Annotated in this window: 11 protein-coding genes; 4 read left to right on the forward strand and 7 right to left on the reverse strand. The window is 75.0% G+C overall.

Annotation, left to right across the window (positions count from 1 at the left end; translation table 11 throughout):
• Positions 1-619: 619 nt before the first annotated feature.
• Together MW084_RS23820 and MW084_RS23825 are read right to left on the reverse strand one after the other, a co-directional pair.
• Positions 620-2,260: a serine/threonine-protein kinase gene (locus MW084_RS23820; protein WP_010473084.1), complete on the reverse strand. Its 1,641-nt coding sequence runs from the start codon at positions 2,258-2,260 to the stop codon at positions 620-622.
• 414 nt (positions 2,261-2,674) lie between these two features.
• Positions 2,675-3,247 carry a helix-turn-helix domain-containing protein gene (locus MW084_RS23825; protein WP_039829629.1) on the reverse strand — a complete coding sequence of 191 codons (573 nt, stop codon included), beginning with the start codon at positions 3,245-3,247 and terminating at the stop codon, positions 2,675-2,677.
• Between the two features lie 222 nt (positions 3,248-3,469).
• On the opposite strand from MW084_RS23825, the gene MW084_RS23830 reads away from it, so the two are divergent.
• Both MW084_RS23830 and MW084_RS23835 read left to right on the forward strand, forming a co-directional pair.
• The gene (locus tag MW084_RS23830; RefSeq protein ID WP_010473079.1) at positions 3,470-4,267 is read left to right on the forward strand and encodes an aldolase; all 798 of its coding nucleotides are present in this window, start codon (positions 3,470-3,472) and stop codon (positions 4,265-4,267) included.
• The gene (locus tag MW084_RS23835) at positions 4,264-5,196 is read left to right on the forward strand and encodes a dihydrodipicolinate synthase family protein (protein WP_010473078.1); all 933 of its coding nucleotides are present in this window, start codon (positions 4,264-4,266) and stop codon (positions 5,194-5,196) included. The genes MW084_RS23830 and MW084_RS23835 overlap by 4 nt, the downstream gene beginning before the upstream one ends.
• A gap of 174 nt (positions 5,197-5,370) precedes the next feature.
• Here the strand turns inward: MW084_RS23835 and wrbA are convergent, their stop codons facing one another.
• Positions 5,371-5,973, reverse strand: a complete 603-nt coding sequence (gene wrbA, locus MW084_RS23840; protein WP_029553683.1) for an NAD(P)H:quinone oxidoreductase — start codon at positions 5,971-5,973, stop codon at positions 5,371-5,373.
• 280 nt (positions 5,974-6,253) lie between these two features.
• On the opposite strand from wrbA, the gene MW084_RS23845 reads away from it, so the two are divergent.
• Positions 6,254-6,649 carry a thiol-disulfide oxidoreductase DCC family protein gene (locus MW084_RS23845; RefSeq protein ID WP_029553682.1) on the forward strand — a complete coding sequence of 132 codons (396 nt, stop codon included), beginning with the start codon at positions 6,254-6,256 and terminating at the stop codon, positions 6,647-6,649.
• Positions 6,650-6,690: 41 nt separating this feature from the next.
• Here the strand turns inward: MW084_RS23845 and MW084_RS23850 are convergent, their stop codons facing one another.
• From MW084_RS23850 to MW084_RS23865, 4 genes are all read right to left on the reverse strand, one after another.
• The gene (locus tag MW084_RS23850) at positions 6,691-7,053 is read right to left on the reverse strand and encodes an STAS domain-containing protein (protein WP_010473075.1); all 363 of its coding nucleotides are present in this window, start codon (positions 7,051-7,053) and stop codon (positions 6,691-6,693) included.
• Positions 7,050-8,345, reverse strand: coding sequence for a PP2C family protein-serine/threonine phosphatase (locus MW084_RS23855; RefSeq protein ID WP_029553681.1), 1,296 nt, complete (start codon positions 8,343-8,345; stop codon positions 7,050-7,052). Before MW084_RS23855 ends, MW084_RS23850 begins: the two co-directional genes overlap by 4 nt.
• Before the next feature lie 199 nt (positions 8,346-8,544).
• Positions 8,545-8,715, reverse strand: coding sequence for a hypothetical protein (locus MW084_RS23860; protein ID WP_193789357.1), 171 nt, complete (start codon positions 8,713-8,715; stop codon positions 8,545-8,547).
• A gap of 62 nt (positions 8,716-8,777) precedes the next feature.
• The gene (locus tag MW084_RS23865; protein ID WP_010473072.1) at positions 8,778-9,728 is read right to left on the reverse strand and encodes an AEC family transporter; all 951 of its coding nucleotides are present in this window, start codon (positions 9,726-9,728) and stop codon (positions 8,778-8,780) included.
• Between the two features lie 647 nt (positions 9,729-10,375).
• On the opposite strand from MW084_RS23865, the gene MW084_RS23870 reads away from it, so the two are divergent.
• Complete coding sequence (locus MW084_RS23870) at positions 10,376-10,975, forward strand: hypothetical protein (protein WP_010473068.1); 600 nt, start codon at positions 10,376-10,378, stop codon at positions 10,973-10,975.
• Positions 10,976-11,327 lie beyond the last annotated feature (352 nt).

Here is an 11,327-nt window from a genome sequence, read left to right on the forward strand (position 1 = left end):
CCCCGACAGGTTCGGCTGGTCGAGGAGCTCGATGACGTCGCAGCTGGCGACCTGGCTGCCGTTGTCGAACTTCGTCACGTCGTCGTCGGCCGCCTGAGCGGTCCCGGCGGCGCCACCGGCGACGGCCAGGGCGGCGAACGTGCAGGCGAGGGTGTTCCTGAGCTTCATGGTTGTCTTGCCCTTCGAGAGCTTTTCCTGTGGGTGCGCCGGTGGGGAGCCGCGCGGCCGACCACCGGTCCGAGTTCACAGAACTCCCCCATTGCCATGGACGTCACAATCCATGAGGCGTCCGACCCGCACTCACCACCAAGCAGTGAACGAAGCGTCACTCGGGGAGGTGTTGCTCCGAGTGGGTAGTGCCGACGCCGGCGCCCCTCGCCGGTCTCCGCTGCGGGGCTCCGCCCTCCACGCCGATACGGCCGCCGCCCGCCGTCGGACCCGCCTCCACCGCGAGGGGAACCGGTTCGACGGCGGGAGGCCGAGGGGCGCGCCGCCCGCCGGTCGCGTCCGCGTCGCGCCGCCGCGTCCACCGCGGCGGCCGGTCCGGTCCGGCCCGCACCGCTCCGTGCCGGGTCCGGTCGTGCCGCCGGTGCCGCGCACGGCCGGACCCGGCGTCCGGTCAGAGGTCCCGGATCTCGAAGGCCAGCCGCGCCTTGCCCAGGAGGTCCTCGGCGGTCTTCTCGGCCCCCTTCCCGGCCGGGAGGGCGACGGTGAGGGTCAGCCGCTCCTGGCGGGAGCTGACCACGACGAGGGTCTTCTGCAGCCGGCGCGGCGCGCCCTCGGTGTTCGCGTTGTAGGAGCCGGTGAACAGCGCGGCGTCCCGGCCCTGGTGGGTGACGGCCCGCACGTCCGCCACGGCCGGCTCGCCGCCCTCGGGCGGGGTGCCCTCCTCGTATTCGCGCTTCCAGCGCTCGGCCGTGGCGACGGCGGTCTCGGTGACGCCCTTCAACTCGTCCACCAGGATGGACCTGTCGCCGGACGGCGCGCTGTACCGGGTCGCGGTGTAGGGGCCGCCGGAACTCTCCAGATCGTCCTCGGTGGTGATCGTCCACTTCTCGGGCGCGGCCACGGACAACTGCATCCGGTACTCGTCGTAGCGCTTCCACCCCTCGGGCAGCTCCTCCCCGCCGGACCGGAGGAGGAGGCCCGCCACCAGTGCGAGGACGGCGGCTCCGGCGGCGGCGGCGAGGAGGTACCGCCTCCGGCGCGACCCGGCACCGGGAGCCCCCGGCCCCGTGGCGGAGGGCGCGGTGCGCTCGGCGTCCGCCGCCGGCCGCTCCTCGCCGGCGGCGGCCGACCGCAGCATCCCGAGGGCCTGCCGGGCGGTGAGGCGGCTCTCCGGCTCCTTGCGGAGCAGGCCGCGGATGGTCTCGTGCAGCTCCTCGGCGTGCCGGGCGGGAGGCAACTCGGCCAGCAGGATGGCCTGGAGGGTCGACGGGGTGGTCTGGCGGCGGAAGGGGGAGACCCCCTCGACGGCCTGGTAGAGCGTCACGCCCAGGGACCACAGGTCGGACTCGGGCCCCGCGCGGCGCCCCAGCACCCGCTCCGGCGCGATGTACTCCGGCGAGCCGATGAAGGCACCGGTCTCCGTGAGCTTCTGCTCGCCCTCCACCTGGGCGATGCCGAAGTCGGTCAGGACGACCCTGCCGTGGCGGCCGACCATGACGTTGCCGGGCTTGACGTCCCGGTGCAGGACCCCGGCCTCGTGCGCCGCGTTGAGCGCGCCGAGGACGGCCAGGCCGATCCGCGCGGCCTCCGCCGGCGGCAGGGTCCCCTCGTCCAGCAGGTCGGCGAGGGACCTGCCGCGCACCAGCTCCATCACGATCCAGGGGCTGCCGTCCTCGGTGACGACGTCGTGGATGCAGACGACGGAGGGGTGGTCGATCCGGGCGGCCGCGCGTGCCTCGCGCTGCATGCGCCGGTGCGCCGTGTGCCGCTCCGCCTCGCTCAACGTCTCCGGAAGGCGCGGCTCCTTGACGGCCACGTCCCGGTCGACCACCTCGTCCCGGGCCCGCCAGACCGTACCCATGCCACCGGAGCCCAGGCGCTCCAGGAGCCGGTACCGTCCGCCGACCAGGCGCCCCGCGCCGGAATCCGGGCCGGGCGCCGCCGCCGGCTCCGCCCGCGGCGGACCCGGCGGAGGGGCGGGCGGCCCGTCCGCCGCCCCGGCCGCCTCGGTGGGCTCGCCCCGCCTCTGCGCCGGCAGCGGCGGCCGGAGCGGGTAACTGGTGGGTTCCTGCTGCCCCCCGCGATTCGTCATGCGCCCATCATGCCAACACCGTTGCGGCCGTTCCGACACGGCTTCCGGTGCCGGTTCCGTCCGGTGCGGAACCTCCGTACGGCCGGACGCGGCCCGGCCCGCGCGCCGGGAGGCGGTGAACCGGAAGCCGGCGGTGGGGCCGCCGAGGGCCGCGGCGACGGTCCTCCCGCCCCGGCACGGGCGGCGGGCCCCGCCGAAGTGGAGCCCGCCGCCCGGCACCGCTGCGGCCCCCGCCCGGGGCGGGGCCGCGTTCGGGTACTTCGCCGCGTCGGGCCGCCACCGGCGGCGCCGGGCCGTTCGGCGTGCCGGCGTCCGCACGGAGGCGGTGCGCGCCGTGGGCCCTTCGGCCCCGGAGCGCGCTCGGGCGCGTCCTTCCGGGCGTCCGGTGCTCCCGGGGAGCGGGCCGGGCCCGGATCAGGGCAGATGGGGATGGGGGGCGCGGTCGCCCCCGGGGCCGTCGGAGATCAGGAGGAGGAGGACGGCGCGGTCGGCGCTCAGGGAGCGCACCTTGTGCGGCGTCGTGGCCGTGAAGTAGGCGGAGTCGCCCGGCTCCAGCTCGACGGAGCGGGAGGGGAGGAGGAGTTCGGCCCGGCCCCGGTGCACGAAGAGGAACTCCTCGCCCGGGTGGTCCCGGAAGGGTGTGGAGTCGGCGTCGTGCGGCGGGTACAGCATGAACGGCGTCATCCGCTTGGTGCCGGCCTGGAGGGCGATGCCCTCGTAGCGGGAACCCGGCTCCTCCTCGGGGGTGAGGAGCCGCCGCTCCCCGGCCCGGGTCACCGTGACGTCCGTGAGCTGCTCGGAGTCGGTGAAGAGGCTGTCCAGGGGAGTGTCCAGGGCGCGGGCGAGCGCGGCGCTGACGGCGATGGAGGGCGTGCTCTGCCCCCGTTCGACCTTGGAGAGGTAGCTCTTGGTCACCCCGGCGCGCTCCGCCAGCGCCTCCAGGGTCATCAGCCGTTCCCTGCGCAGCTGCCGCACGCGATTGAACACCGTTCTCCCCTTCCGGCCGTTCCGCGGTCCCGCGGCGACCAGACGGGAATGGTAGTACGCCCTTTTGGCCCCGGACCCGGCCCGACGGTGATCACGGCGGCCCGCCCTTCCCTTCATGACACAAGGTGTCCTATAGTGAACGACGTGTCCAGCGGTTCGCTCCGGCGCTCCGCTGGCCGGTCGGGCCGCCGGAGGTGCCGGCGGCCGGAAAGGGACGGAGAGATGGCAACCACATTCCGGGAGACGAAGGACACCCTCGTCGGCCGCGCCGAGCGGAACATGCGCGACCACTTCGGCGACTCCGGGCTGACCGTCCGGCAGAAGCTCGCCCTGACCTGCCGCATCCTGTTCGACGGCGGCCACGACTCCGGCCTCGCGGGGCAGATCACCGCCCGCGGGCGGGAGCCGGGGACCTACTACACCCAGCGGCTCGGCCTCGGCTTCGACGAGATCACCGAGGACAACCTGCTGCTGGTCGACGAGGACCTGAACGTCCTGGAGGGGACGGGCATGCCCAATCCGGCGAACCGCTTCCACTCCTGGATCTACCGGGCGCGCGAGGACGTCGGCTGCATCGTCCACACCCACGCGCTGCACACGGCCGCCCTGGCGATGCTGGAGGTCCCCCTCCTGGTCTCCCAGATGGACACCACCCCCCTGTACGACGACTGCGCCTTCCTCAAGGAGTGGCCGGGCGTGCCGGTGGGCAACGAGGAGGGGGAGATCATCACGTCGGCCCTCGGCGACAAGCGGGCCGTCCTCCTCGCCCACCACGGGCAGCTCGTGGCCGGCCGCAGCGTGGAGGAGGCGTGCAACCTCGCCATCCTCATCGAGCGCGCGGCCCGGCTGCAACTGCTGGCCATGTCGGCGGGGACGGTCCAGCCGCTGCCGCCGGACCTGGCGAAGGAGGCCCACGACTGGACCTCCACCCCCCGGCGCCACCAGGCCAACTTCGCCTACTACGCCCGCCGCGCGCTGCGCAGGCACCCCGACTGCGTCGCCGAGGGAGTGGCCCTGTGACCGGCGGCCCCGCGCTGGCGGGGATCATCGCGTACCCCGTCACCCCCTTCTCCCCGGACACCGGCGAACTCGACCTGCCGGCACTGCGCCGGCTGACCGGCGACCTGGTGGACGCGGGCAGCCACGCGGTCGCGCCGCTGGGCAGCACGGGCGAGAGCGCCTACCTGAGGGAGGACGAGTGGGACGCGGTGTGCGAGACGGTCCTGCAGACCGTCGCCGGACGCGTGCCGACCCTCGTGGGCGTCTCCCACTGGAGCACGGACACCACCGTGCGGCGCGCCCGCGCGGCCGCACGCCGCGGGGCCACCGCGGTCATGGTCCTGGCGCAGACGTACTGGAAGCTCTCCGAGGCCGAACTCGAACGCCACTTCACCGCGGTCGCGGCGGCGGTCGACATCCCGGTCATGCTCTACAACAACCCCGGCACCGGCGGGATCGACCTGCTGCCGCGCACCGTCGTCGCGCTCGCCCGGAAGATCCCCAACCTGACCATGGTGAAGGAGAGTTCGGGCGAGGCCGGGCGCTTCCGGGAGATCCTGGAGAGGTCCGGGGGCGCCCTGTCCGTCTACAACGGCAGCAACCCCCTCGCGCTCGACGCCTTCCGGGCCGGCGCGGCCGGCTGGTGCACCGCCGCACCCTGCCTGCTGCCCCGGTGGTGCCTGGAGCTGTACGCCGCCCAGCGCGACGGCGCGGCGGAGCGGGCGGACGCCCTGCTGGCGGAGCAGCTGCCGTTCCTGCGGTTCATCGTCGAGCACGGCCTGCCGCGGTCGGTCAAGGCCGGCCTGGCGCTCCAGGGCCGGCCGGCCGGCGCCCCGCGCCCGCCGCTGCTGCCGCTGCCGGAACAGGAGACGGAGCGGCTGCGGGGGCTTCTGCGGCGGCTCGGTTCCCACCCGCTCCTCGACGGACCGGGGGCCGGCCCCGCCGCCTGAAAGGCCCCACCGCCCGCCGCACGGGGCCGCCGCCGGGCCCCGTGCGGCGGACCCGCGGGGGCGGGGCGCCGGCAGCACGGTCACCCCGACGACGGTGAGGAGCCCCGGGGCTCCCGGGCGGGCCGCCCGGCCCGACCGGCCCCGCCTTCCCGGCGGTCGGCCGCGGGTCGGTGCTCAGCTCTGGAGACGGCCGGCGATGTCCGCCAGGTGGCGGCCCTGGTAGCGCGCCGCCGCCAGGGCCGCCTCGTCCGGCCCCTCGCCGCCGCCGCTGGGCCAGCTGGTGCCGTACGGGTTGCCGCCGGCGGCGAACAGCAGGGGGTCGGTGTAGCCGGGCGGGACGATGACGCAGCCCCAGTGGTAGAACACGTTGTTCAGGGACAGGATCGTCGACTCCTGGCCGCCGTGCCGGTTCATCGCCGAGGTGAAGCTCGTCACGGGCTTGTTGTGGAACACGCCCGCCTGCCACTGCCCGCCGGTGAGGTCGATGAACTGCTTGAGCTGGGCGGTGACGTTGCCGTAGCGCGTGGGGGTGCCGAAGGCGTAGGCGGTGGCCCACTCCAGGTCCTCGAGCGTCGCCTCGGTCACCTGGTCCTTCGTGGCGTCGACGTGAGCGCGCCAGGCCGGGTTGGCGTCGATGGCCGTGTCGGGCGCGAGCTCGGCCACCCGCCGCAACCTGACCTCGGCGCCACTGCCCTCCGCTCCCTCCGCCAGGGCCTTGGCGAGCGCGTGCACGTTCCCTGTGGCGCTGTAGTAGACGACAGCGACTCGAACACCCATCAGCTGCTCCTTGAGCATCGACCTTTACGGTCCATGCGTGCCCACGGAGCCGCATCTCTCACGTTTCATGACAAACCCCCGCCGATCGGACGTATCGCCCCCGTAAGAGCACACGGGACGCCCCGTGCGCGACCGGGTGCGCACACCGCCCTCCGGCGTGCCGCCCCTCGTCGCGGACCGCGAACGGCCCGCCCGCCCGTGGCGGGCCACGCGGTAACGTCGATGCCGTCGGTCTCGACGACGCGGCGGCGCGAGGAGGGACGAGAAGACCATGAAGACCATGCGGACCCGACCGGTGCTCGTCTACGACGGGGACTGCGGCTTCTGCGGCACCTCGGTGGGGTTCGCCGAGCGGCTCATCCGACCCCGCTGCACGGTGACACCGTGGCAGCTCGCCGACCTGGAGGAACTCGGCGTCACCCGGCGGCGCGCCGAGCACGAGGCGCTGTGGGTGACCCCCTCGGGGGAGGTGTACGGCGGATCCCGCGCCGTCGCCCGGCTGCTCCTGAGCGCACGCGGGGCGTGGCCGGTCCTGGGCGCCCTGCTGACCCTGCCCCTCGTACGGTGGGCCGCCCACCGCGTCTACCGGCTCGTGGCGGACAACCGGCACCGCATGCCGGGCGGCACGGCGGCGTGCGCACTGCCGCCCGGGCGCGGTACGGGCACGGACGGGTAGGCCCACCGGGCCGCTGCCCGGACCGGACCGCCCCCGCGGGGTCAGCGGACGCCGGGGGGCTGCGCCGCCCGGGCCTCGGCGACATCGGCGTAGAGCGGGAAGACGGTGTCGGCGCCGGTGAGGCGCAGCATCCGCATGACCTGGTCGGCGGGGGCGGACAGGACGAGGCGTCCGCCCCTCTCGCCGGCGTGGCGGCGCAGCCGCAGCAGCGTGTTGAGCCCGGAGGAGTCGCAGAAGGTGATGCCGGACAGGTCCAGGATCAGGCGGGGGTGGTCGTCGATCAGCGCGGCGGCCCGCCGGTGGAAGGCGGTGACGGTGTACAGGTCCATCTCCCCGCTCGCGGCGGCGACGGCGAGCGGACCGCGGGCCTCCACCAGGACCAGGCGCAGGTCGTCTCCCGTCACGGGGTGCTCCTATTCCGCCTGGCCGCCGGGGGACGGCCGGTCTCGGGCACCCCGCCCAGGTCGGCGGCCTCCCCGGTGGGGCCGGGGTCGGGCCCGAGCCACTGGCAGAACAGCACGGTGGCGTCGTCCTGGAGCCGGTCGTCGTGGTGCTCGCGCACCGCGTGGATCACCCGGCGCAGGGTCTCGGGGACGGACAGGCCGTCGGCGTGGTGGCGGACGAGGAGGTCGGTGAAGCGCTCGAGGCCGAACCGGGGGCCGCCCGCGCCGCCGGCCTCGACGATGCCGTCGGTGTACAGCACCACGCGGTCGCCGGGCTGCAGCTGCTCGCGGCACACGTGGCTCTCCAGCCCCAGGCCGGTGCCCATCGGATGGGCGGGAGGGCACTGCGGGTGGGTGGCCCACCGGCCGTCCCGGATGATCAGCGGCGGGTGGTGGCCGCGGTTGACCCACGACAGCGTCCCGGTGCGGGTGTCCAGGGTGGCCAGGATCCCGGTGACGTAGCGCCGCTGGTCGTACTGCTCGGTCAGCTCCGCTTCCACCGCCTCGCCGCAGGCGACCAGGCCGCCTCCCTGGCGGCGGGTGTTGCGGCAGGCGCCGACGGCGAGGTTGGCGGACAGGCCGGCGGCCGTGTCGTGCCCCATCGCGTCGAAGACCGACAGGTGGACGAGCGGGCCGTCGGTGGCGTAGTCGAAGGCGTCGCCGCTGATCCGGTACGCCGGTTCCAGGGCCGCCGCGATCACCACCCGCCCGTCGGCGTAGACGCGCGGCGGCATCAGCTTCCACTGCATCTCCGCCGCCACGTTCAACGGCTCGGTCCGCTCCAGCCGGGCCAGGAGGTCGCTGCTCTCCCGCTTGCTGTGGAGGATCATCGCGATCAGCGAGGCCAGCCGCTCCATCTCCTCCTGCGCGCGGTCGTCGTCGTGGACGGCGGTGACCCGCAGCACGCCCATGCGCTCGGTGCCGTCCAGCAGCGGCACCCACCAGTCGCGGCCCTCCTCTCCCGCGGGCCCGGCGGGCAGGGCCTGCCCGTACTGGAAGGCCCTTCCGGCCACGGTGCCCTGGATGGGCACCCGCGCCTGCCGGTCCCCGGCGTCCGAGCCTTCCCCGGGCAGCGGGCTGAGCACGTGCCGCTGCAGATCGCCCAGGTAGATCAGCACCTCGGGGAAACCCGCCACCGCGGCGTTCTCGCGCACCCTGGCCGGCAGCGATTCCACCGGCATCAGGTGGCTGTCCGCCAGCAGACCCGCCAGCATCCGCCACCCGTTCGCGTTCCTGTCCGCTCCGGACGACACCGCATCACTCTCCCGGCAGGCGCCGGTGCGCCCCCGGCGGGCACACCCGTGTCACTCGTCACGACTACCCCTGATGACCGGTGCCGACCGTACTCACACCCCACCGGGACCGCGGCGGACCGGGGAGGAGCGGAATCCGCGTGGAACNGGGGNNGGGCGGCCGCGGGCCCGCCGGTCCCCGAACCGCCCGCCCNNCCCATCAGGCCCGCAGCGGCTCTCCCGCCACCGCCCGGGACACGGACCCGGTCGGGCCCTTCACCGGCTCGCCCAGGACCGTCACGCGGTGCATGACGCGGTCGACGTCGAGGCGCGCGAAGTCGGCGGAGGCGAAGCGGCAGGTGCCGCGGTTGTCCCGGAAGGCGGGGTTCACCCGCGGGTACGGCACGGGCGGGGCGGGGCGGAACCGGTCACGCCGTCCGCCCCCGCGGTCGGTCAGCCCGAGTGCGCCACCCACTGCATCCACAACGGGAGCAGCAGCAGCGCGACCACCGAGCTCTTGACGACGAGGGCGGCCGACATGTCGACGTCCACGTCGTAGCGCTGGGCGAAGACGAACAGGTTCTGCGGCGCGGGCATGGCGGCGATCAGCACGAGGTGGTGGAGCCAGTCGCCGCGGACGTCGAGGACGTGGCGGCACACCGCGAAGGTGAGCAGGGGGAAGGCCACGCACTTGAAGGCGATCAGCCGGATCTCCTCCGCGGTGGTGCCGCGTATCCGCACGCCCGTGCCGCCCAGGTGCAGTCCGAGGGCGAACAGTGCCACCGGCGAGGCGCTGTCGCCCACGAACGCGAAGCTGTCGAGGACCACTCCGGGCAGCTCCACGGGCAGCAGGTTGAGCACGATGCCGGCGTTGCAGGCGATCACGACCGGCGTCGTCAGGGAGGCGGCGACGGCCGCCGTGAGGCGCCTGCCCGGCCCGCCGGTCCGGTCCGGCCGCCCCAGCTCCATGATGGAGATGACGACCAGCGACAGGACGCAGACCTGGAAGAGCAGCACGGGGAAGATCGGTGCCGCGTCCCCGAACAGCATGATGAACACCGGTACGGCGAAGTAGGCCGTGTTGACCTGGACCGCCGCCATGATGCGCAACGCCACGCCGCGCGGGTCGCGCACCCCGAAGACCCGCGCCAGCACGCCCACCGCGGCGGCCGCGAGGACCGCCGCGACGGCATAGCCGCTGACGGCCCGCCAGTCGAACAGGGCCGCCAGGTCGCTGCGGTAGATGTTGCCGAACAGGAAGCACGGCACGGCGAAGAGGAAGGCGTAGTCGGCGAAGGCCTTCGAACTCCCGGCCGGCACCACCTTCCGCTTCGCGAGGAGGACCCCGCATCCGAAGGCCAGCACCACCGGTGCCAGTTTCTCCAGGGCCTCTATCGCTCCCATGCACGCACTCCCGCTCTCACGGCCCCTGGGGCGGGGCCTCGTCCTGCGCGGCGCCGGTCACCGCCGCGCCCGCGCGTTCGGCACGGTCACGTCGCTGCGGCCCTCGATCATCTCCCGGTGGCCGGTGGCCGGTGGCCGGTGGCCGGTGGCCGGTGGCCGGTGGCCGGGGGACGACTTCCGGACGGTCTCGTGTCCGCCCGGGGCGTGGCGGTGTTCGCCGATGCGGGGGACCGGGGGATCTCGCGGGCGGTGCCGCGGACGAACACGCCGTCCGCCTCCCCGGTGAACGCGGGCGGCAGGTCGGCGACGGTGCACGCCATGCCCTCGCGTTCGGCGATCGCCGGCATGCGGGCGCGGGCGATGCCGCCGACGGCGCAGCGGGTCGTCGGAGCGGGCGGCGCGCCGTCCCCGATGGGGAACGGGTGCGCGCCGATGGCCTCGACGCGGTTGCCGTCGTCGTCGGGGCGCCGCCGGAACCCCCGGACGGACCGGGACGCCGGTCCCGAGGGGGCCGCCGCGCCGGCCCCGCTCCCTGCCCCGTTCGCACCAGCCGCGATGGCGTGCGGCCGTGGGGCGGGTGAGGCTGAGGAGGGCGCCGGCCGCTTTCGCCGGCGCTCCTGTCATCGAACGGCGAGGGAGATCACAGCATGTCCGAACGGAACACGATGCTGCGCAGTCTGCACGACGTGGGACTTGCCGCCTGGTTCGGCGGCTCCCTGATGGGCGCGGTCGGGCTGAACGGCGCGGCTCGCGACGAGGGCGAGACGTGGACCGAGGCCGCGCGGATCTCCAGTTGCGGCTGGGCGAAGTGGACGCCCGTCAACGCCGCGGCGATCGCCGCCCACCTGTTCGGCGCCGGCGGCATGCTGGTGGCGAACGCGCCCCGCGTCGCCGCCCAGCAGGGCGTGGGCGCCTCCACGCTCGCCAAGACGGTCCTGACCGGAGCCGCCCTCGCGGCCACCGCCTACAGCAGGGTGCTGGGGAAGAAGATCGAGCTCGCCTCCTCCCCGGACCCGGAGGACGCCGAGAGGGCGGCCGAGCACCCGATCGACACCGACAAGGCCCAGCGGCTCCTGGCCCGCATGCAGTGGGCCGTCCCCGCCCTGACCGGCGGCCTGGTGATCCTCACCGCCCTCCACGGCGAGCAGCAGCGCCCCGAGGAGCAGGCCCAGGGGATGTGGCGGCGCATGCGGTCCATGTCCCCCGCCGCGATGTCCTCCATGGGGAGCCGGTGCTCCACCCGCTGACCTCCCGCCGCCCCGCGCCCTTCTCCGTACGGCCTCCCCTCCGTACGGCCTGACCGGCGCCGAGGCGCACCGCGGCCGGAACCCGCTCACCGGGAACGCCTGACCCGTACGGGACGACGCGGCGGAACCGGGCCCGGTACCGGCCCCGCCCGGCACGACCCGGCGGTACGGGCGGTACCGGCGGTACGGGGCGGACGCCGTCGGGTCGCGGGCCGGGCCGGGTCCGGCGCCGGCCCCCACCGGGTGTCCCCCGGGGCGGCGGGCGGGTACCTGCCGCCGGGCGCCCGGGCCGCGGTCCGCCTTGCCCTTTTACAACTTCTCANANGNNNACGGCGCCTCNGCNGAGNCGCCG

This window comes from Streptomyces sudanensis, from assembly GCF_023614315.1.
GTDB lineage: Bacteria > Actinomycetota > Actinomycetes > Streptomycetales > Streptomycetaceae > Streptomyces > Streptomyces sudanensis.

Bases quoted from the DNA above. Each gene is read 5' to 3' on its own strand.
- MW084_RS23820 (WP_010473084.1), bottom strand. From the start codon at position 2,260: ATGACGAATCGCGGGGGGCAGCAGGAACCCACCAGTTACCCGCTCCGG.
- MW084_RS23830 (WP_010473079.1), top strand. From the start codon at position 3,470: ATGGCAACCACATTCCGGGAGACGAAGGACACCCTCGTCGGCCGCGCC.
- wrbA (WP_029553683.1), bottom strand. From the start codon at position 5,973: ATGGGTGTTCGAGTCGCTGTCGTCTACTACAGCGCCACAGGGAACGTG.
- MW084_RS23845 (WP_029553682.1), top strand. From the start codon at position 6,254: ATGCGGACCCGACCGGTGCTCGTCTACGACGGGGACTGCGGCTTCTGC.
- MW084_RS23865 (WP_010473072.1), bottom strand. From the start codon at position 9,728: ATGGGAGCGATAGAGGCCCTGGAGAAACTGGCACCGGTGGTGCTGGCC.
- MW084_RS23870 (WP_010473068.1), top strand. From the start codon at position 10,376: ATGTCCGAACGGAACACGATGCTGCGCAGTCTGCACGACGTGGGACTT.